This is a genomic window from Hydrogenophaga sp. (genome assembly GCF_019635465.1).
Taxonomy (GTDB): Bacteria; Pseudomonadota; Gammaproteobacteria; order Burkholderiales; family Burkholderiaceae_C; genus Hydrogenophaga.
The window spans coordinates 40,040-60,151 of sequence record NZ_JAHBZK010000005.1; the positions used below are offsets into that span (position 1 = coordinate 40,040).

The 20,112-nt window shown below is 65.9% G+C and carries 18 protein-coding genes; 16 read left to right on the forward strand and 2 right to left on the reverse strand.

The window, feature by feature from the left end:
- Positions 1-513 precede the first annotated feature (513 nt).
- Complete coding sequence (locus KF871_RS05575; RefSeq protein WP_291139382.1) at positions 514-1,230, reverse strand: Crp/Fnr family transcriptional regulator; 717 nt, start codon at positions 1,228-1,230, stop codon at positions 514-516.
- A gap of 141 nt (positions 1,231-1,371) precedes the next feature.
- Here KF871_RS05575 and KF871_RS05580 point away from each other — a divergent pair, with 141 nt between their 5' ends.
- The 13 genes from KF871_RS05580 (at position 1,372) to KF871_RS05640 (ending at position 15,649) form a co-directional block, all read left to right on the forward strand.
- A complete protein-coding gene (locus KF871_RS05580) occupies positions 1,372-3,318 on the forward strand; it encodes an AMP-binding protein (RefSeq protein WP_291139385.1) in 1,947 nt (648 codons plus the stop codon).
- Positions 3,319-3,329: 11 nt separating this feature from the next.
- The gene (locus KF871_RS05585; RefSeq protein ID WP_291139881.1) at positions 3,330-4,172 is read left to right on the forward strand and encodes an ABC transporter ATP-binding protein; all 843 of its coding nucleotides are present in this window, start codon (positions 3,330-3,332) and stop codon (positions 4,170-4,172) included.
- Positions 4,173-4,298: 126 nt separating this feature from the next.
- Complete coding sequence (locus tag KF871_RS05590; RefSeq protein ID WP_291139388.1) at positions 4,299-5,228, forward strand: branched-chain amino acid ABC transporter permease; 930 nt, start codon at positions 4,299-4,301, stop codon at positions 5,226-5,228.
- A gap of 47 nt (positions 5,229-5,275) precedes the next feature.
- Positions 5,276-6,352 (forward strand): branched-chain amino acid ABC transporter permease, encoded by a 1,077-nt coding sequence (locus tag KF871_RS05595; RefSeq protein ID WP_291139391.1) that lies wholly within the window; start codon positions 5,276-5,278, stop codon positions 6,350-6,352.
- Between the two features lie 142 nt (positions 6,353-6,494).
- Positions 6,495-7,832, forward strand: a complete 1,338-nt coding sequence (locus KF871_RS05600) for an ABC transporter substrate-binding protein (protein WP_291139395.1) — start codon at positions 6,495-6,497, stop codon at positions 7,830-7,832.
- 127 nt (positions 7,833-7,959) lie between these two features.
- The gene (locus tag KF871_RS05605; RefSeq protein ID WP_291139399.1) at positions 7,960-8,769 is read left to right on the forward strand and encodes an ABC transporter ATP-binding protein; all 810 of its coding nucleotides are present in this window, start codon (positions 7,960-7,962) and stop codon (positions 8,767-8,769) included.
- 99 nt (positions 8,770-8,868) lie between these two features.
- The gene (locus KF871_RS05610) at positions 8,869-10,116 is read left to right on the forward strand and encodes a phenylacetate--CoA ligase family protein (protein WP_291139402.1); all 1,248 of its coding nucleotides are present in this window, start codon (positions 8,869-8,871) and stop codon (positions 10,114-10,116) included.
- Between the two features lie 107 nt (positions 10,117-10,223).
- Positions 10,224-11,204, forward strand: a complete 981-nt coding sequence (locus KF871_RS05615) for a TRAP transporter substrate-binding protein (protein WP_291139406.1) — start codon at positions 10,224-10,226, stop codon at positions 11,202-11,204.
- Between the two features lie 65 nt (positions 11,205-11,269).
- Complete coding sequence (locus tag KF871_RS05620) at positions 11,270-11,797, forward strand: TRAP transporter small permease (protein WP_291139411.1); 528 nt, start codon at positions 11,270-11,272, stop codon at positions 11,795-11,797.
- A complete protein-coding gene (locus tag KF871_RS05625; RefSeq protein ID WP_291139414.1) occupies positions 11,794-13,077 on the forward strand; it encodes a TRAP transporter large permease in 1,284 nt (427 codons plus the stop codon). The genes KF871_RS05620 and KF871_RS05625 overlap by 4 nt, the downstream gene beginning before the upstream one ends.
- 127 nt (positions 13,078-13,204) lie before the next feature.
- Complete coding sequence (locus KF871_RS05630) at positions 13,205-14,188, forward strand: tripartite tricarboxylate transporter substrate-binding protein (RefSeq protein ID WP_291139417.1); 984 nt, start codon at positions 13,205-13,207, stop codon at positions 14,186-14,188.
- 103 nt (positions 14,189-14,291) lie between these two features.
- Positions 14,292-14,663 carry a hypothetical protein gene (locus tag KF871_RS05635; protein WP_291139420.1) on the forward strand — a complete coding sequence of 124 codons (372 nt, stop codon included), beginning with the start codon at positions 14,292-14,294 and terminating at the stop codon, positions 14,661-14,663.
- Positions 14,660-15,649, forward strand: coding sequence for a tripartite tricarboxylate transporter substrate binding protein (locus KF871_RS05640; protein WP_291139423.1), 990 nt, complete (start codon positions 14,660-14,662; stop codon positions 15,647-15,649). The genes KF871_RS05635 and KF871_RS05640 overlap by 4 nt, the downstream gene beginning before the upstream one ends.
- A 33-nt stretch (positions 15,650-15,682) precedes the next feature.
- On the opposite strand, the gene KF871_RS05645 is transcribed toward KF871_RS05640, so the two are convergent.
- A complete protein-coding gene (locus KF871_RS05645; RefSeq protein ID WP_291139426.1) occupies positions 15,683-16,009 on the reverse strand; it encodes a DUF1840 domain-containing protein in 327 nt (108 codons plus the stop codon).
- Positions 16,010-16,138: 129 nt separating this feature from the next.
- On the opposite strand from KF871_RS05645, the gene KF871_RS05650 reads away from it, so the two are divergent.
- The 3 genes from KF871_RS05650 to KF871_RS05660 all read left to right on the forward strand — a co-directional run bounded on the left by KF871_RS05650 (position 16,139) and on the right by KF871_RS05660 (position 20,100).
- A complete protein-coding gene (locus KF871_RS05650; protein ID WP_291139428.1) occupies positions 16,139-18,496 on the forward strand; it encodes a bifunctional salicylyl-CoA 5-hydroxylase/oxidoreductase in 2,358 nt (785 codons plus the stop codon).
- Positions 18,497-18,787: 291 nt separating this feature from the next.
- On the forward strand, positions 18,788-19,252 hold the full coding sequence (locus KF871_RS05655; protein ID WP_291139883.1) for a MarR family transcriptional regulator: 465 nt from the start codon (positions 18,788-18,790) through the stop codon (positions 19,250-19,252).
- Entirely contained in the window at positions 19,249-20,100 is an 852-nt protein-coding gene (locus KF871_RS05660; protein WP_291139430.1) for an enoyl-CoA hydratase family protein, read from the forward strand. Before KF871_RS05655 ends, KF871_RS05660 begins: the two co-directional genes overlap by 4 nt.
- The last annotated feature ends 12 nt before the right edge of the window (positions 20,101-20,112 follow it).

Genomic DNA, 20,112 nt, shown 5'->3' on the forward strand with positions numbered 1-20,112 from the left:
GGCGCTTCACGCCCCGGGCGGGTGGGCGCGTCGCGTCCTGCACCGGCACGGGCTTCCCCGGTCGTGGCATCTCTTCGGCCATGGCTTCTGGCATCGCTTCGGGTGTCACCCCGGGCATCCCGCGCGGGTGCGGGGCCTCGGTTGTCGCGCGCGTCGCGGCCATCCCGCGACGCCCAGGCATCGCGTTGGGATGAAGCCGGCTTGCCGCGCCCGGCTGCCGCAGGCGGTCGCCCAGGATCGCCCGGCTCGCGCCGGCGGTTGCCTGCAGGCTCGCCACGGTCAAAGGTCCGCTCGGCTGGCGCCCGGCGTGGACGCTCGCTGGGCGCCGCCTCGGGATTCGATGGCTCCGGGGCACGGGCCGCGCGCGGCGGCGCAGCGCTCATGGGTTTGGCGCGCGCCGGGCCGGGGGGCCGCACGGGGGCCCGACGGGGTGCGCGCGGATCGGCAGGGGGTTTGGGCGCCGCGGGCTTGAGCTTGAGCGTGCGCTTGGTGGAATCGGAAGACATGGCTCGATCATCCCAGATCACTGCTGCGCAGGGCCTGCAGATCCAGCACCCGCAGCCCGCCGTACTCGATGCGAATCCAGCCCTTGTCCTGCAGCGTGCGCAGTGCCTCGTTCACGCGCTGGCGCGACAGGCCCACCAGATAGGCCAGCTCCTGCTGGGTGATGCGCAGCACGCCACCCACGTTGGGTGAGAGCAGCGGGTGGAACAGCGCCGCCAGGTTGCGCGCCACGCGCAGGTCGGGGCTGGTGATGCGGTCGATCTCGCGCGCGGCGATGAACTGGCCCAGCCGTTCGTTGAGCTGCAGCATCACGAAGCGGTTGAAGGCAATCGAGTGGTCAAGCAACCAGTCGAAAGTGGTCACCGGCAAGCCGGCGATCAGGCTGCTGCGCAAGGCCTGGATGTTGTAGCGGTAGTGCTCGTGCTTGAGCACCGTGCCTTCGCCGAACCAACCGCCCGGTGCCACGCCGGTGAAGGTGATGGCCGGGCCCTGCGAATCGTCGTTGCCCATCTTGAGCAGGCCGTCGACCAGGCCGAACCAGTAGGTCACCGGGCGGCCGAAGCGACAGACGTAGTCGCCCACCTCGGCCTCGCCCACCACCAGCGCTTCCAGCGCCCGTTCGCGCGCTTCACCGTCGAGTTGCGTCAGCCAGGGGATGCCCGCGAGCTCCGTCTCGGTGGGGCGTCGCGCGCGTTCGCGGATCGGGCTGCGCCGGGCAATGAACATGCGGGTAAGTCCTAGGAGGGATGACCCGCAATTGTCGTCGGACCGACAACACGACGTCAAACCGAGTCCTACCATGCGCAGCAACGGATCCGGGGGCGTGTGTGCACGCTGCCTTCGAGAACCGGGCACAGGAGACAAGGCATGCAGAGCACCTTTCCACGCATGTTGCTGGAGCACGCGAAACAGCGACCGGACGCGCCTTCGATGCGAGAGAAGGAGTACGGCATCTGGCAGACCACCACGTGGTCGCAGATGGCGCAGCTGGTGCGTGCGATGGCCTGCGGCCTGCACCAGGCGGGCCTGCAGCGTGGCGAACACATGGTGGTGATCGGCGCCAACCGCCCGCGGCTGTACGCCGCCATGCTGGCCGCGCAGTCGCTGGGCGCTATTCCCGTGCCGCTGTACCAGGACGCGGTTGCCGGCGAGTGTGTCTTCCCGATCAACAACGCCGAGGTGCGCTTTTGCGTGGTGGAAGACCAGGAGCAGGTCGACAAGATGCTGGAGATCCGCGAGCAGTGCCCGCAGCTCTCGCACATCTGGTACGACGACCCGCGCGGCCTGCGCAACTACGACCAGCCCGGTCTGCAAAGCGTCGAAGGCCTGGTGGCCGCCGGGCACGCGCACGACAAGGAGCACCCCAGTCTGTTTGATCAGCAAGTGGGCGCTGGCGACCCGGACGACGTGGCCGCCATGTTCTTCACCAGCGGCACCACCGGTAACCCCAAGGGCGTGGTGCACAGCCACCGCACCTTGCTCGACCGCGCCGCGGTGGGCACCCGCTTCGACAAGCTCGGCCCCACCGATGAAGTGCTGGCCTACCTGCCGCCGGCCTGGATCGGCCAGAACATCTTCTCGTACGCCCAGTGGCTGGTCACGGGCTACGTGGTCAATTGCCCCGAGAGCAGCAGTACCGTCACCATCGACCTCAAGGAGGTCGGGCCGACCTATTACTTCGCGCCGCCCCGCGTGTTCGAAGGCCTGCTCACGAGCGTGATGATCCGCATGGAGGACGCAGGCGCACTCAAGCGCAGCATGTTCCACCGCTTCATGAACCTGGCGCGCCGCATCGGGCCCGACCTCATGGACGGCAAACCGGTCGGCCTGATGGACCGCATCGCCTACCGCGTGGGCGACTGGATGGTCTATGGCCCGCTGCGCAACAACCTCGGCATGAGCCGCGTGCGCGTGGCCTACACCGCGGGCGAGGCCATCGGCCCCGATCTGTTCAGCTTCTACCGCTCGATCGGCATCAACCTCAAACAGCTCTATGGCTCGACCGAGACCGCAGTGTTCGTCTGCCTGCAGCCCGACCACGAGGCGCGCGCCGACACCGTGGGTGTGCCCTGCGAAGGCGTGGAGATCAAGCTCAGCGACAGCGGCGAAATCCTCGTGAAATCGCCAGGCCTGCTCAAGGGCTACTACAAGAACCCGCAGGCCACGGCCGAGGTGCTCGACGCCGATGGCTGGTACCACACCAGCGACGCCGGCTTCATCGACGCATCGGGCCACCTCAAGATCATCGACCGCGTCAAGGACGTCGGCCGCCTCATGGGCGGCGAGCACGACGGCGCCATGTTCGCGCCCAAGTACGTCGAGAACAAACTCAAGTTCTTCTCGCACATCAAAGAGGCGGTGGCCTTCGGCGACAAGCGCGAGAAGGTCTGCGTGATGGTCAACATCGACTTCGATGCGGTGGGCAACTGGGCCGAGCGACGCAACCTGCCCTACACCGGCTACACCGATCTGGCCAGCAAGCCCGAGGTGTACGCGCTGATCCAGGAATGCGTCGAAAAGGTCAACGCCGACCTCTCGCGCGACGACCTGCTCGCCGGCAGCCAGATCAGCCGCTTCCTGGTGCTGCACAAGGAGCTCGACGCCGATGACGGCGAGCTCACGCGCACCAACAAGGTTCGCCGCGGCTTCATCGGCGAGAAGTACCAGGTGCTGGTCGATGCGCTGTACGGCGGCAAGAGCAAGCAGTTCATCGAAACCCAGGTCAAGTTCGAAGACGGGCGCACCGGCTCGGTCAGCGCCACCCTGCAGATCCGGGACGCGAAGACCTTCGCGCCGGTGAAGGCCGCCGCATGAGAAGCATCACCATGAACAACAACGAATCGGGCAGCGCAGGCGCCCCGGATACCGCCACCGGGCAAAAGAAGATCGGCGACGTGATCCTCGAGGTCAGGAACATCAGCCTGCGCTTTGGCGGCGTGAAGGCACTGACCGATATCAGCTTCGACGTCCGCGAGCACGAGATCCGCGCCATCATCGGCCCCAACGGCGCTGGCAAGAGCTCCATGCTCAACTGCATCAACGGTGTCTACGCGCCGCAGGAAGGCTCCATCACCTTTCGGGGCCAGACCTTCAAGCACATGAACAGCCGCCAGGTCGCCGAGATGGGCATCGCGCGCACCTTCCAGAACCTGGCGCTGTTCAAGGGCATGAGCGTGATCGACAACATCATGACCGGGCGCAACCTGCGCATCAAAAGCGGTCTGCTGTCGCAAGCGTTTCGCAACCCCTTCGGCCTGGGTGGCGCACAGAAGGAAGAAGAGCAGCACCGCGAATTCGTCGAACACATCATCGACTTCCTCGAGATCCAGGCCTACCGCAAGACGCCTGTCGGCACCCTGCCCTACGGCCTGCAAAAGCGCGTCGACCTGGGCCGCGCACTCGCCATGGAGCCGCAGATGCTGCTGCTTGACGAGCCCATGGCCGGAATGAACCTCGAAGAGAAGCAGGACATGAGCCGCTTCATCCTCGACGTCAACGACGAGTTCGGCACCACCATCGTGCTCATCGAGCACGACATGGGCGTGGTGATGGACATCTCCGACCGCGTGGTCGTGCTCGACTACGGCAAGAAGATCGGCGACGGCACCCCCGACGAGGTGCGCAGCAACGAGGAGGTGATCAGTGCCTATCTCGGAACGTCTCACTGAGGATGACGAATGACGAATGACTTCGCCTTCGGCGGCAATGACCAACGCCAACGCCCATCCTCCAGTCATCTGTCACGCGCCGGCGCTGCCGCGCAGTCATTTGCCATCAAGCGCTGAGCAACCACCATGGCCTTCTTCCTCGAAACCCTCATCGGCGGCCTCATGGCCGGCATGCTCTATTCCCTGGTGGCGCTGGGCTTCGTGCTCATCTTCAAGGCGTCCGGGGTGTTCAACTTTGCGCAGGGCGCCATGGTGCTCTTTGCCGCTCTGGCCATGGCGCGCTTCTCGCAATGGGTGCCGGGCTGGCTGGGCATCGAGAGCAAGCTGCTGGGCAACATCGCCGCGTTCGCACTGGCCGGCGCCTTGATGCTGGCCATCGCCTGGGTGGTGGAGCGGTTGGTGCTGCGCCATCTGGTGAACCAGGAAGGTGTGACCTTGCTGATGGCCACACTGGGCATCACCTACTTCCTCGATGGTCTGGGTCAGACCCTGTTCGGCTCGGACATCTACCAGATCGACATCGGCATGCCCAAGGACCCGGTGTTCCTGCTCGAGAACGTGTTCGAAGGCGGCGTGCTGGTGAACCTGGAGGACGTCTATGCCGCCTGCGTGGCCGCCCTGCTGGTGGCCGCCCTGTCGCTGTTCTTCCAGAAGACCGCCACCGGCCGCGCGCTGCGCGCCGTGGCCGACGATCACCAGGCCGCCCAGTCGATCGGCATTCCGCTCAACCGCATCTGGGTGATCGTGTGGTTCGTCGCCGGCATCACCGCACTGGTGGCCGGCATGATCTGGGGCTCCAAGCTGGGCGTGCAGTTCTCGCTCACCACCGTGGCCCTGCGGGCGCTGCCCGTGATCATCCTCGGCGGCCTGACCTCGGTGCCCGGCGCCATCATCGGCGGACTGATCATCGGCGTGGGCGAAAAGCTCTCCGAGGTCTACCTCGGCCCCTTCGTCGGCGGCGGCATCGAAATCTGGTTTGCCTACGTGCTGGCGCTCGTCTTCCTCCTCTTCCGTCCCCAGGGCCTGTTCGGGGAAAAGATCATCGATCGCGTGTGATGCGCAGCCACGCCCAACGCTGAACGCCCAACGCAGGACTCCACACCATGTTCTACAGAGAAAACGGTCAGTTCAAGACCTCCTACCGCGCCGATCAGCAGATCTTTCCGATCGCGCAGGACCGCTGGGCGGTGCTGGCCATCATTGCCTTTGCCTTCGTCGGTGTGCCGCTGCTGGCCGACGAATATCTGTTCCGCGCCATCTTCATTCCCTTCCTCATCCTGGCGCTGGCCGCCATCGGTGTGAATGTGCTGGTGGGCTACTGCGGCCAGATCAGTCTGGGATCGGGCGCCTTCATGGCGGTGGGGGCCTACATGGCCTACAACGCCTTCGTTCGCATCGAGGGCATGCCTCTGATCGTGGCGCTGCTCATCGGTGGCTTCTTCGCCACCATCGTCGGCATCTTCTTCGGCATCCCGAGCCTGCGGGTCAAGGGCCTGTACCTGGCCGTGGCCACGCTGGCGGCGCAGTTCTTCTGCGACTGGATGTTCCTGCGCATTGGCTGGTTCACCCACAACACGGCCTCAGGCTCGGTGTCGGTGTCGAACCTGCAGGTGCTGGGCTGGCGCATCGACACGCCGCACGAGAAGTACCTGTTCTGCCTGGGCTTCGTGGTGGTGTTCGCCCTGCTGACCAAGAACCTGGTGCGCTCGGCCATCGGGCGCGAGTGGATGGCCATTCGCGACATGGACGTGGCCGCCTCGGTGATCGGCATCCGCCCCATGTACGCCAAGCTCAGCGCGTTCGCGGTCAGCAGTTTCATCATCGGCGTGGCCGGTGGCCTGTGGGGCTTCGTGCACCTGGGCTCGTGGGAGCCGGCCGCGTTCTCGATCGACCGCAGCTTCCAGCTGCTGTTCATGGTGATCATCGGTGGCATGGGCTCCGTCATGGGCAGCTTCTTCGGCGCCGCCTTCATCGTGGTGCTGCCCATCTTCCTCAACCAGTTCCTGCCCTGGGCGGGCTCACTGGTGGGCATCTCGATTTCCACCGCCGCGGTCTCGCACACCGAATTCATGATCTTCGGCGCCCTGATCGTCTGGTTCCTCATCGTGGAGCCGCACGGCCTGGCGCGCCTGTGGAGCATCGGCAAACAGAAGTTGCGGCTCTGGCCCTTTCCGCACTGACGAGGCTCGATGCGCCGCGGCCCGCGCGGCCACCGGGACAACCCGCATGGGGACAGTCCCGATGACCAACGGACCGCGACGCATTGAACTCAAGGGCCCACCAAATGGTGTTCGTGTTGTTGGTTCATATAGGAGACATCTGATGAAGCTGCGCAATCTCGTCCTGGCTGCCGCCGTGGTCGCCACCGGTCTGTCCTCCGCGCTGGTCGCTCCCAGTGCGATGGCGCAGGCCAAGGAACAGTTCTTCCCCGCCCTGGTGTACCGCACCGGTCCCTACGCCCCCAACGGTGTGCCGTTTGCCAATGGCTACATCGACTACCTCAAGCTCACGAATGCCCGCGGTGGCATCAACGGCGTGAAGGTCAGCTGGGAAGAGTGCGAGACCGGCTACGCCACCGACCGCGGCGTGGAGTGCTATGAGCGCCTGAAAGGCAAGAACGGCGGCGCCACGGTGTTCCAGCCGCTGTCCACCGGCATCACCTTCGCGCTGACCGAGAAGGCCCCCAACGACAAGATCCCGCTGATCACCGCCGGCTATGGCCGCAGCGAGTCGGCCGACGGTGGCGTCTTCAAGTGGAACTTCCCCATCGCCGGCACCTACTGGGTCGCCGCCGACGTGTTGATCCAGCACATCGCCAAGAAGGAAGGCGGCCTGGACAAGCTCAAGGGCAAGAAGATCGCGCTGGTCTACCACGACAGCCCGTTCGGCAAAGAGCCGATCCCGCTGCTGCAGGAACGCGCCGCCATGCACGGCTTCCAGCTGATCCTGTTGCCGGTCACCCACCCGGGTGTGGAACAGAAGGCCACCTGGCTGCAGATACGCCGCGACCGCCCCGACTACGTGCTCAACTGGGGCTGGGGCGTGATGAACTCCACCGCCCTGAAGGAGGCGCAAGCCACTGGCTACCCGCGCGAGAAGATGTACGGCGTGTGGTGGGCCGGCGCCGAGCCTGACGTCAAGGACGTCGGCATGGGTGCCAAGGGCTACAACGCCGTGACCATGCAGCACGGTACCGAGCGCAATGCCGCCGTCGTCAAGGAAATCCTCGAGAAGGTGCACGGCAAAGGCCAGGGCACCGGGCCGAAGGAAGAAGTGGGCGAAGTGCTGTACATGCGCGGCCTCATGAGCGCGATGTTCGCCGTCGAAGGCGTGCGTGCTGCGCAGGACCGCTATGGCAAGGGCAAGGTCATGACCGGCGAACAGGCTCGCTGGGGTTACGAGAACCTCAACCTGACCCAGGCCAAGCTGGACTCGCTCGGCTTCAAGGGCGTGATGCGCCCGGTCTCCACCAGCTGCCAGGACCACATGGGCGCCAACTGGGCCCGCGTGCACACCTGGGACGGCACCAAGTGGGAATTCAGCAGCGACTGGCTGCAGGCCGATGAACAAATCATCAAGCCGATGGTCAAGGCCGCCGCTGACAAATACGCCGGCGAGAAGAAGCTGACGCGCCGCACTGGCGCCGACTGCCAGAGCTGATGGCATGACGGATGACGCGCGCTGCGCGCTGCATGACAAATGACCTTGTCATGCGCCGCAGGCGTGTCATCCGCCATCAAAGCTCAGCGCCGCGCGCGGCGCTGAGCTTTGATAAGGGTCATTCGTCATGAGCAATCCCACTCCCGTTCTCAACGTCAACGGCATTGAGGTCATCTACAACCACGTGATCCTGGTGCTCAAGGGCGTCTCGCTCACCGTGGCCGAAGGCCAGATCGCAGCCATCCTGGGTGGCAACGGCGCTGGCAAGACCACCACGCTGCGCGCCGTGTCCAACCTGCTCAAGGGCGAGCGAGGTGAGGTCACCAAGGGCAGCATCGAATTGCGTGGCGAGCGCATCGAGAACCTCACGCCAGCCGACCTGGTGCAGCGCGGCGTGGTGCAGGTGATGGAAGGGCGCCACTGTTTTGCGCACCTGACCATCGAAGAAAACCTGATGACGGGCTCCTACACGCGCACCGACAAGGCCGAGGTGGCGCGCAACCTGGAGAAGGTCTACACCTACTTCCCGCGTCTGAAGACGCGGCGCACCAGCCAGGCCGCGTACACCAGCGGTGGCGAACAACAGATGTGCGCCATTGGCCGCGCACTGATGGCCAACCCCAGCGTCGTGTTGCTTGACGAGCCGTCGATGGGCCTGGCACCGCAGATCGTGGAAGAGGTGTTCGAGATCGTGAAGGACCTCAACCACAAGGAGCGCGTGACCTTCCTGCTGGCCGAGCAGAACACCAACATGGCGCTGCGCTACGCCGACTATGGCTACATCATGGAAAGCGGGCGCATCGTGATGGACGGACCGGCCGCCGATCTGCGCAACAACGAAGACGTCAAGGAGTTCTACCTCGGCATGGGGGGTGGCGAACGCAAGAGCTTCAAGGACGTTAAGAGCTACAAGCGACGCAAGCGCTGGCTTGCCTAGATGCATCGCCGTTGAGCGTTGGGGGTTGTGCGTTGAGCGCGCCCAACCACCTTCGCTGACGCTCAACGCCACACGCCCAACGCACAACGCACCAAGCCCATGACCGAACACTTCGATGCGCTGGAGACGCGAACACCCGCCCAGCGCGAATCCGATCAAATGCTGGCGCTGTCGCGCCAGGTGGCCCATGCCCAGGCGGCCAGCACCGCGTTCGCCGAGATTCTTGGTGGCGTGAATGCCGCCGGCGTCAACAGCCGCGCAGCACTGGCCCAATTGCCCGTCACCCGCAAGAGCGAGTTGCTGGAGCGGCAGAAGGCGCAGCGTGCGCAGGACCCCTTTGGCGGCTTTTCGGCGCTCACCCGCGGCCCGCAGATGACCCGCATCTACGCCTCGCCCGGCCCCATCTACGAACCCGAAGGCGCGACCCGCGACTACTGGCGCACCGGACGCGCGCTCTACGCCGCCGGCTTTCGGGCCGGCGATCTGGTGCACAACGCTTTCAGCTACCACATGACGCCCGGCGCCTTCATTCTCGAAGCCGGCGCGCACGCGGTGGGCTGCACGGTGTTCCCGGCCGGCACCGGCCAGACCGAGCAGCAATTACAGGCGATCGCCGAGCTGCGGCCCGACGCCTACACCGGCACGCCGAGCTTTCTGCGCATCCTGATCGAAAAGGCCGCCGAGGCCGGCGTCGATGTGTCGACCATCCGCAAGGCATCGGTGGGCGGCGAGGCCTGCCCCCCCAGCCTGACCGCGTGGTTCGCCGAGCAAGGCGTTGCTGTGTACCAGACCTACGCCACCGCCGACCTCGGGCTGGTGGCCTACGAAACCACGGCCCGCCAGGGCCTGGTGGTGGAAGAAGACGTCATCGTCGAGATTGTTCGCCCGGGTACCGGCGAGCCGGTCCCCGACGGCGAAGTGGGCGAACTGGTGATCACCACGCTCAACCCAGCCTACCCATTGATCCGTTTTGGCACCGGCGACCTGTCGGCGGTGTTGACCGGCCAATGCCCCACCGGACGAACGGCGCCCCGGATCAAGGGCTGGATGGGGCGTGCCGACCAGACCACCAAGGTGCGCGGCATGTTCGTGCACCCGGCCCAGGTGGCCGACATCGCCAGGCGCTTTCCGCAGATCCGCAAGGCGCGCCTGGTGGTCAGCGGCGAGATGGCCAACGACCAGATGTGCCTGCGCGTCGAGGCCAGCGAAGGCGATAACGCCCTGCGCGAGCTCATTGCCGCGGCGGTGCGCGACGTCACCAAGCTGCGCGCCGATGTGGAGCTGCTGGCCCCCGGTTCGCTGCCCAACGACGGCAAGGTGATCGAGGACGCGCGCAGCTACCAGTAGTCTGAATCGGGCCGCGTGCGGGTTATTACTGACGTGGACATCACTATGCGCGAAGCCCCCACAAGGGGGTACGCTGACGCCTCCCGTTCACGCCACAGGAGGCACACATGAAACTCAAGATCGCTCTGGCGGCCGCGTTGCTGGCTGTCGGCTTTGGCGCACAGGCCGCCCCCATGGTCATCAAGTTCAGCCACGTCGTGGCCGACGTGACCCCCAAAGGCCAGGCCGCGCTCAAGTTCAAGGAACTGGCCGAGAAAAAGCTGCCCGGCAAGGTGGAGATCCAGGTCTTCCCCAACAGCCAGTTGTTCGGCGACGGCAAGGAAATGGAAGCCCTGCTGCTGGGCGACGTGCAGATCATTGCGCCGTCGCTGGCCAAGTTCGGCAAGTACACGCCCAAGCTGCAGATCTTTGACCTGCCCTTCCTGTTCGACGACCTCGCCGCGGTCGACCGCTTCCAGGCCAGCAAGGAAGGCCAGGGCCTGCTGACCTCGATGTCCAAGAAGGGCATCACCGGTCTGGGCTACCTGCACAACGGCATGAAGCAGCTCTCGGCCAACAAGCCGCTGGGCATGCCCGCCGACGCCAAAGGCCTGAAGTTCCGCATCCAGGCCTCCGACGTGCTGGAAGAACAGTTCAAGGCCGTGGGTGGCAACCCGCAGAAGCTGGCCTTCGCCGAGGTGTATCAGGCGCTGCAGACCGGTGTGGTCGATGGCACCGAGAACCCGTGGTCGAACATCTACAGCAAGAAGTTCCATGAGGTGCAGAGCTACATCATGGAGAGCAACCACGGCGTGCTCGACTACATGGTCATCACCAACACCAAGTGGTGGGACGGCCTGCCGCCCGACATCCGCAAGGGCCTGAGCGAAGCCATGACCGAAGCCATCAAGTTCGGCAACAAGGTCGCCAACGAAGAGGACGCCAACTTCCGCGCCAAGGTGATCGCCGACAACAAGGCCAAGGTCCTGCCGATGAGCAAGGAGCACCTCACCGCCTGGCGCACCGCCATGCAACCGGTGTGGAAGAAGTTCGAAGGCGAGATCGGCCCTGACCTCGTCAAGGCGGCACTCAAGGCCAACAACCACTGAGCGCGCACCGCCGCACGCCCACCGATCCCCCCGGCTTGCCCGGGGATTTTTTTGGGAAGCCCGTCATGAAACTCCTGGATCACCTCGAAGAGTGGATCATGTCCCTCATGCTGCTGGCCATGACCTCGCTGGCCTTCATGCAGGTCGTCAACCGCTACGTCTTCAACTCCGGCTTCTCCTGGACGCTGGAGCTGACCACGATCTGCTTCGCCATCATGATCTTCGTGGGCATTTCGTACGGCGTGCGCGTCGGTTCGCACATCGGCGTGGACGCCCTGGTCAAGCTGCTGCCCTCGCGCGGCCAGCGCATCGCCGGCGCCATCGTGGTGGTGCTGTGCCTGGTGTACGTGGGCTTCGTGATGACCGGTGCCACGCAGTACGTGAGCAAGATGTACGACGTCGGCATCGAGTTCGAAGACCTGCCCATCGAGCGCTGGAAGGTGCTCATCGTGATGCCGATCGGCTATGCGCTGGTGGCCTACCGCTTCCTGCAGATACTGTGGAACCTGATCACCGGCAAGACCTCCAGCCTGCACCTGGCCGATGAGGCCGCCGATGCGCTCAAGCTCAAAGCCGAGGGGGATGCACCATGAACACCATCGTCCTGTTCGCCTGCCTGTTCCTGTTCATGGCGCTGGGCATGCCAGTGGCCATCAGCCTCGGTCTCTCAAGCCTGCTGACCATCTTCTTCTTCTCGCAGGACTCGCTGGCTTCGATGTCGATCAAGCTGTTCGAGACCAGCGAGCACTACACGCTGCTGGCCATTCCGTTCTTCGTGCTGGCGGGCAACCTCATGTCCACCGGTGGCGTGGCGCGGCGCATGGTCAAGTTCGCCATCGCGGCCGTGGGTCACCTGCGCGGCGGCCTGGCCATCGCCTCCATCCTGGCCTGCATGCTGTTTGCCGCGGTGTCGGGTTCGAGCCCAGCCACGGTGGTGGCCATCGGCTCCATCGTGATCGCCGGCATGGTCAAGAACGGCTACACCAAGGAGTTCGCCGCGGGCGTCATCTGCAATGCCGGCACCCTGGGCATCCTGATCCCGCCGTCCATCGTGATGGTGGTCTACGCCGCGGTGACCGAGGTGTCGGTGGGGCGCCTGTTCATGGCCGGCGTGGTGCCGGGCATCCTGCTGGGCCTGATGCTGATGGTGGCCGTGTGGTGGCGGGCCGGACGGCTGCAGCTCACACCACCGCCCAAGGCCAGCCTGGGCGAGGTGCTGCGCGCGCTGCGAGAGTCCATGTGGGGCCTGGCCCTGCTGGTGATCATCATGGGCGGCATCTACGGTGGCGTATTCACCCCCACCGAGGCGGCCGCCGTATCGGCGGTCTACGCCCTGTTCGTGGCCCTGTTCATCTACCGCGACCTGGGCTTCAAGGACCTGCCGGAGGTGTTCCTGGAATCGTCCAAGACCACGGTGATGCTGATGTTCATCGTGGCCAACGCGCTGCTGTTCGCTCACGTGCTGACCACCGAACGCATTCCGCAAACGATCGCCGAGCACATTCTGGCCGTGGGCATGGAGCCCTGGATGTTCCTGCTGGTGGTCAACGTGATCCTGCTGGTGGCGGGCAATTTCATGGAGCCCACGGGCATCATCCTGATCCTTGCGCCCATCCTGTTTCCGATCGCCAGCCAGCTCGGCATCGACCCGATCCATCTGGGCGTGATCATGGTGGTGAACATGGAGATCGGCATGGTCACGCCGCCGGTGGGGCTGAACCTGTTCGTCACCAGTGGCGTCACCGGCATGAACCTGGTGCAGGTCACCAAGGCAGCCCTGCCCTGGCTGGGCGTGCTGCTGATCTTCCTTCTGCTGGTGACCTACCTCCCGTTCATCAGCCTGGCATTGCCCAACGCGATCTTTGGCCCCTGAGCGCCCCACCCGGGCTTGCCCGGGTGAGGGTTGGTCCCAGGGTGGGGCTACGTACTTTCCGCGATGGCCGCCCCGAGCGGCCCATCTAGCATTCGCGGGCACTCAACCCCCCCTCAGGAGGCTTTCCATGAAGAAGCTCGTCGCCCTGGCGCTGGCCACGGCTGTGTCGGCCACTGCGTTTGCGCAGGACTATCCCAACAAGCCCGTCACCTTTGTGGTGCCCTTTGCGGCCGGCGGCCCGACCGACCTGGTCGCGCGCCAGCTGGCCGAGGCCATGCGCAAGCCGCTCGGCGGCGCCAACATCGTGGTGGAAAACACCGCCGGCGCAGGCGGCACCATTGCCGCCACCCGCGTGGCCCGTGCCCCCAAGGACGGCTACACCCTGCTGGTCTGGCACATCGGCATGGCCTCGACCGATTCGCTCTACAAGAAGAAGCAGTTCAACGCGCTCGAAGACTTCGAGTACCTGGGCATGATCAACGACGTGCCCATGACGCTGCTGGGCTCGAACAAGCTCAACGCCAACACCTACCGCGATTTCGAGGCCCACATCCGCGCCAACGGCGGCAAGCTCAACCTGGCCCACGCGGGTCTGGGTTCGGCCTCGCACCTGTGCGGCCTGATGTGGCAATACGCCGTGAAGCTGGACAAGTCGATGACCACCATCGCCTACCGCGGCACCGGCCCGGCCATGAACGACCTCATCGGCGGCCAGGTCGACGTGATGTGCGACCAGACCACCAACACCACCGCCCAGATCGAAGGCGGCCGCGTGAAGGCCTTCGCCGTGACCACGGCCCAGCCGCTGAGCACCCACCCGGTCCTCAAGCACTACCCGACGTTGCAGGAGATGGGCCTCAAGGACTTCAACCTGTCCATCTGGCATGGCCTGTACGCGCCCAAGGGCACTCCGCCCGACGTGCTCAAGAAACTCAACGACGCCCTCAAGGTCGCGCTGAAGGACCCTGAGTTCGTCAAGCGCCAGGCCGATCTGGGCGCCCTGGTGGTGACCGACAGCCGCGTCACCCCGGAAGGTCACAAGAAGTTCGTGGCCGACCAGATCGCCAAGCTCAAGACGGTGATCGACGCCGCCGGCCAGTACGCCGATTGACCAGGCATCCCCCCGGCGGCACTTCGCGCCTTCCCCCCGCCGGGGGACGACACCAGCGGCCCGGCCGAGCCGGCGCCGCGGTGTCACTGGATGGAGAACAGCCTTGCTGTCCCTGCGCATCATCGACTCCATCACCGAGCTGCAGCCCGCCGACGCGGGCTGCATTGCTTTGAGCGGCTCGCACGGAGGGCTGAGCTCGGCCCGCTACGCGATCGCCGCCCGGCCGCTGCTGTCGGTGTTCAACGACGCCGGCGTGGGTCTGGACGGTGCCGGCATCGCCGGGCTCGCGCTCATGCAGGCCAGCGGGCTGGCGGCCTGCGCGGTGTCGCACATGAGCGCACGCATCGGTCAGGCCGCCAGTACATTCGAGCAAGGCGTGGTCAGCCACGCCAACGAAGCCGCCCGCGCACTGGGCATCGAAGCCGGCCGCCCGCTGCGGCCGCAGATAGAAGACCTCAGCAGGAGACACACATGAGCCTGAACCGCCGCACCCTCGTCACCCTCGCCGCCACCTTGGCCTTGCCCGCCGCTGTGCTGGCGCAGGACGCATGGCCCAGCAAACCGATCCGCATCGTGGTGCCTTTCGCCCCTGGCGGCACCACCGACCTGCTGGCGCGCACCATCGCGCCCGAACTCACCAAGGCGCTGGGCCAACCCGTGGTGGTGGACAACCGCGGTGGCGCTGGCGGCAACATCGGTGCCGAAGCGGTCGCCAAGTCGCCCAACGACGGCTACACCTTTCTGATGGGCACGGTGGGCACGCACGGCATCAACAAGTCGCTCTACAGCAAGCTGCCCTACGACCCGCAGAAAGACTTTGCCCCCGTGACCCTGGTGGCCGGCGTGCCCAACGTGATGGTGATGAACACCAAGCGCGCGCAAGAGCTGGGCATCAAGTCGGTGGCCGACTTCGTCAAATACGCCAAGGCGCACCCGGGCCAGCTGAACATGGCCTCCAGCGGCAACGGCACCTCGATCCACCTGGCAGGCGAGCTGTTCAAGGTCCGCAACGGTATCTTCATGACGCACATCCCCTATCGCGGGTCCGGCCCGGCCATGACCGACATGCTGGCCGGCGCCATGGACGTGATGTTCGACAACCTGCCCTCGGCCATGCCGCACATCAAGGCCGGCTACCTGACCGCCTTCGCGGTAACCAGTGGCGTGCGCTCCGACGCCCTGCCCGATGTGCCCACCGTGGCCGAGGCCGGCAAGCTGCCTGGCTTCGAGGCCAGCTCCTGGTTCGGCCTGCTGGCGCCCGCCGGCACACCGGCCGACATCGTCAAGCGCGTGCAGCAAGAGACTGCCAAGGCACTGAGCTCGCCGGCCGTGAAGGAACGACTGCTGGCACAGGGTGCCATCCCGGGCGGCAACACGCCCGAGCAGTTCGCCGCCATGATCGACGCCGAGATCAAGAAGTGGGCCCCCGTGGTGAAGGCCTCCGGCGCCAAGGTGGACTGAAGCCAGCTCACCACCCCGAGGTGGTGGCGGGGATCAGACGCCCCACACCACCTCGACCTTTTCCTTCATGCATCGCTGCAGCATCTCGATGAAAGGGGCGCTGCGCATGCGCAGGCTCACCGAGTCGAACTGAGGTTCGGGCTCGCCCCGAGCCCGCGCTTCTTCCACCAGTTGCTTCTGGTGCGCCTCGTCGGCCACCACCGCGGCGCGAATGGCGTCGATCGCACGCGGCATGTCCTCGGCCAACAGCACCCCAGGCGTCTCGGGGTCCTTGCCGATGATCTCCAGCAGACGCTTGCCGTGCGGGCGCAGCATCACCAGATCGCCCGTTTCGCGGGACTTGAAGCGATAGACCGTCATTGGACTGGAACAGGCGCCATGGGTTGAACGCGCAAGATACGCCGATCCGCCCCCCGGTGCCACAGTTGCCGACTGTGATGCGGGTTTACCCGGTTGTGGGTGAATATTTCAGGTCTAAACTAATTAGACATGAATACCTCCCTGCAGCGCATCCTGTGTATCGGCGGCGGACCGGCCGGTCTCTACTTCGCCCTGCTGATGAAGCAGCGTCAGCCCTCGCTGCAGGTGACCGTGGTCGAGCGCAACCGCCCCTTCGACACCTTTGGCTGGGGCGTTGTGCTGTCCGACCAGACGCTGGGCAATCTGCGCCAGGCCGACGCCGCCACCGCCAAGGAAATCGGCGACGCCTTCAACCACTGGGACGACATCGAGGTGTTCTACAAGGGCCGCAGCGTGCGCAGCACCGGCCATGGCTTCTGTGGCATCGGGCGCAAGCGGTTGCTCAACGTGCTGCAGGCACGCTGCCAGCAGCTGGGCGTGGACCTGGTGTTCGAGACCGACGTCACCGACGACCAGGCCCTGGCCGCGCAGTACAACGCCGATCTGGTGATCGCCAGCGACGGCCTCAACAGCCGCGTGCGCACGCGCTACCAGGACACCTTCCAGCCCGACATCGACACCCGCCAGTGCCGCTTCGTGTGGCTTGGCACCAAGAAGAAGTTCGACGCCTTCACCTTCGCCTTCGTCGAGACCGAGCACGGCTGGTTTCAGGCCCACGCCTACCAGTTCGACGCCGACACCTCGACCTTCATCGTCGAGACGCCCGAGGCCGTGTGGCAGGCGCATGGCATCGACCAGATGGAGCAGACCGAAGCGATTGCCTTCTGCGAGAAGCTGTTTGCACCCTACCTCGATGGTCATCCGCTCATCAGCAACGCAGCGCACCTGCGCGGCTCGGCCATCTGGATCCGGTTCCCACGCGTGATCTGCAACACCTGGGTGCACACGCAAGACATCGCCGGCAAGCCCACGCCCATCGTGCTCATGGGCGACGCCGCCCACACCGCGCATTTCTCCATCGGCAGCGGCACCAAGCTCGCGCTTGAAGACGCGATCGACCTCGCCGTTGAATTCGAACGCCACCCCGAAGCCGATGTGGCCACCGTGCTGCAGGCTTATGAGGCACGCCGTAGCGTGGAGGTGCTCAAGATCCAGAACGCGGCGCGCAACTCCACCGAGTGGTTCGAGCACGTGGACCGCTACACCGGCATGGAGATCGAGCAGTTCGCGTATTCGTTGCTCACGCGCAGCCAGCGCATCAGTCACGAGAACCTGCGCCTGCGCGATGCGAAGTGGCTCGAAGGCTATGAAAATTGGCTCGCGCAGAAGGCGGGAACCCAGGCCGCGAAGCACCCCACGCCGCCGATGCTGCTGCCGCTCAAGGTGCGCAGCGTCGAACTCAAGAACCGCATCGTCGTCTCGCCCATGGCGCAGTACAAGGCGGTCGACGGCGTGGTCGGCGACTGGCACTTCATGCACCTGGGTGCGCGCGCCGCGGGTGGTGCGGCGCTGGTGATGGTGGAGATGACCAGCCCCGCGCCCGAAGGCCGCATCACCCCCGGCTGCCCCGGGCTGTGGAACGACGAACAGCAGGCCGCCTTCGCGCGCATCGTGCGCTTCGCGCATGCCAACGGCGACGGCGCGAAGATCGGCATCCAGTTGGGCCACAGCGGGCCCAAGGGCTCCACACAACTCGGCTGGGACGACATCGACGAGCCCTTGCCGAGCGGCAACTGGCCGCTGCTGTCGGCCAGCGCCGTGGCCTATGGCGCGCAGAACCAGGTGCCGCGCGCCATGACCCGCGCCGACATGGACGCGATGACCGCCGCCTTCGTCGAATCCACGAAGCGCGCCGCCGCTGCGGGCTTCGACTGGCTGGAGCTGCACTGCGCACACGGCTACCTGCTCTCGGCCTTCATCTGCCCGCTCACCAACCAGCGCACCGACGACTACGGCGGCTCGCTGGAGAACCGCTGTCGCTACCCGTTGGAGGTCTTCAAGGCCATGCGCGCCGTGTGGCCGGCCGACAAACCCTTCAGCGTGCGCATCTCGGCGCACGACTGGGCGCCGGGCGGCAACACACCCGACGACGCGGTGGCGATCGCGCGCCTGTTCAAGGCCGCGGGCTGCGACGTGATCGATGTCTCGTCGGGGCAGACCACACGCCAGGCCAAACCGGTCTACGGCCGCATGTACCAGACCCCGTTTGCCGACCGCGTGCGCAACGAGGTCGACATCCTCACCATGGCAGTGGGCGCCATCAGCGAGGCCGACCACGCCAACAGCATCGTCGCCGCGGGTCGCGCCGACCTGTGTGCGGTGGCCCGCCCTCACCTGGCCAACCCGGCATGGACCCTGCACGAGGCCGCCAAGCTGCAGACACGCGCCATCCAGTGGCCCGCTCCCTACCTGAGCGGGCGCGACCAGCTCTACCGCGAGATTGCACGGCAACAGGCCATGAACGCGAAGGGGTCTGCTGATGCATAAATCGCCACTGCGTAGCCCCCCAGAACGCTCGCTCTCTAGGCGCCAAGCGCAGTCAGGCTGGAGGCCTGGCGAGCATTGGCAACGACGAGAGCGAGCGTTCTGGGGGACTACCCGAAGGGCCGGGGCTGCGAGCCAGGCATCGTGTTGTTGCAACCCTTGGCCGGGCAGCCAGCCCTGCCAGCGGGTCGCGCCGAACGCTGCCTGGCTCGCAGCGCCGGCGCAGCGGCGATTTGTGCATCAGCAGACCCCAAAAGAAGAGGAGGCAAGCAAGTGAGCGAACTGCAAGAAACGCTGGACATGGAGGCGCGTGCCCACAGCGAGCACGCCCAGGAATTGCGCCTGTGGCTGCGCCTGCTGACCTGCTCGCAACTGATCGAAAAGCGCGTGCGCGCCGGCCTGCGCGAGCACTTCGACACCACCCTGCCGCGCTTTGACCTGATGGCCCAGCTGGAGCGTCACCCCGAGGGTCTGAAGATGAAGGACCTGTCGCACCGGCTGATGGTCACCGGTGGCAACGTCACCGGCATCACCGATCAGCTGGTGGCCGAGGGCCTGGTCGAGCGCACCGGCGTCGAGGGCGATCGCCGCGTCTTTCGTGTGCGGCTGACCGAGCTGGGCCGCCGCAGTTTTGCCGACATGGCCGAGCAGCACGAGCACTGGATCGTCGAAGCCTTCGAAGGCCTGACCCCGCGCGAACTCGAACAACTTCACCGCCTGCTTGGCAAGGTCAAGCAGTACCAGAAAGAACTCGAATGAAGCACCCGATCCCCGACCACAACCCGATGCGCGGCCAGTACGGCCCCGCACCTGCAGCGCCCAGGCATTTTGCGCTCGCCATCGCAGACGGCGTGGCCACCGTGACACTGAACCGGCCCGACCGCAAGAACCCGCTCACCTTCGACTCCTACGCCGAGCTGCGCGACTGGTTCACCGGCCTGCAACGCGCCACCGACGTGAAAGCCGTGGTGCTGACAGGCGCGGGTGGCAACTTCTGCTCCGGTGGCGACGTGCACGAAATCATCGGCCCGCTCACCACCATGACCATGCCCGAGCTGCTGGCCTTCACCCGCATGACCGGCGCCCTGGTGAGCGCCATGCGCGCCTGCCCGCAGCCCATCGTCGCGGCCATCGACGGCGTGTGCGCGGGCGCGGGCGCCATGATGGCGCTGGCGTCCGACCTGCGCCTGGGCACGGCGCGCGCCACCACCGCCTTCCTGTTCACGCGCGTGGGCCTGGCCGGCGCCGACATGGGCGCCTGCGCGCTGTTGCCGCGCCTCATCGGCCAGGGCCGCGCCAGCGAGCTGCTGTTCACCGGCCGCGCCATGAAGGCCGACGAAGGCCTGGCCTGGGGCTTCTTCAACGCACTGCACGAACCCGATGCACTGCCCGATGCCGCCCAGAAGCTGGCGCGTTCGCTGGCCGAGGGCCCGACCTTCGCGCACGGCATGACCAAGACCATGCTGCACCAGGAGTGGGCCATGACGCTGGACCAGGCCATCGAGGCCGAGGCCCAGGCGCAAGCGATCTGCATGCAGACGCAGGACTTCCGCCGCGCGTACGAGGCCTTCGCGGCCAAGCAGCGCCCGGTGTTCGAAGGCGACTGATCGATCGAGAAA

Coding starts and splice junctions, on each gene's coding strand:
- KF871_RS05605 (WP_291139399.1), top strand. CDS start 7,960: ATGAGCAATCCCACTCCCGTTCTCAACGTCAACGGCATTGAGGTCATC.
- KF871_RS05600 (WP_291139395.1), top strand. CDS start 6,495: ATGAAGCTGCGCAATCTCGTCCTGGCTGCCGCCGTGGTCGCCACCGGT.
- KF871_RS05595 (WP_291139391.1), top strand. CDS start 5,276: ATGTTCTACAGAGAAAACGGTCAGTTCAAGACCTCCTACCGCGCCGAT.
- KF871_RS05660 (WP_291139430.1), top strand. CDS start 19,249: ATGAAGCACCCGATCCCCGACCACAACCCGATGCGCGGCCAGTACGGC.
- KF871_RS05590 (WP_291139388.1), top strand. CDS start 4,299: ATGGCCTTCTTCCTCGAAACCCTCATCGGCGGCCTCATGGCCGGCATG.
- KF871_RS05645 (WP_291139426.1), bottom strand. CDS start 16,009: ATGACGGTCTATCGCTTCAAGTCCCGCGAAACGGGCGATCTGGTGATG.
- KF871_RS05650 (WP_291139428.1), top strand. CDS start 16,139: ATGAATACCTCCCTGCAGCGCATCCTGTGTATCGGCGGCGGACCGGCC.
- KF871_RS05615 (WP_291139406.1), top strand. CDS start 10,224: ATGAAACTCAAGATCGCTCTGGCGGCCGCGTTGCTGGCTGTCGGCTTT.
- KF871_RS05580 (WP_291139385.1), top strand. CDS start 1,372: ATGCAGAGCACCTTTCCACGCATGTTGCTGGAGCACGCGAAACAGCGA.
- KF871_RS05620 (WP_291139411.1), top strand. CDS start 11,270: ATGAAACTCCTGGATCACCTCGAAGAGTGGATCATGTCCCTCATGCTG.
- KF871_RS05585 (WP_291139881.1), top strand. CDS start 3,330: ATGAACAACAACGAATCGGGCAGCGCAGGCGCCCCGGATACCGCCACC.
- KF871_RS05640 (WP_291139423.1), top strand. CDS start 14,660: ATGAGCCTGAACCGCCGCACCCTCGTCACCCTCGCCGCCACCTTGGCC.
- KF871_RS05610 (WP_291139402.1), top strand. CDS start 8,869: ATGACCGAACACTTCGATGCGCTGGAGACGCGAACACCCGCCCAGCGC.
- KF871_RS05575 (WP_291139382.1), bottom strand. CDS start 1,230: ATGTTCATTGCCCGGCGCAGCCCGATCCGCGAACGCGCGCGACGCCCC.
- KF871_RS05630 (WP_291139417.1), top strand. CDS start 13,205: ATGAAGAAGCTCGTCGCCCTGGCGCTGGCCACGGCTGTGTCGGCCACT.
- KF871_RS05625 (WP_291139414.1), top strand. CDS start 11,794: ATGAACACCATCGTCCTGTTCGCCTGCCTGTTCCTGTTCATGGCGCTG.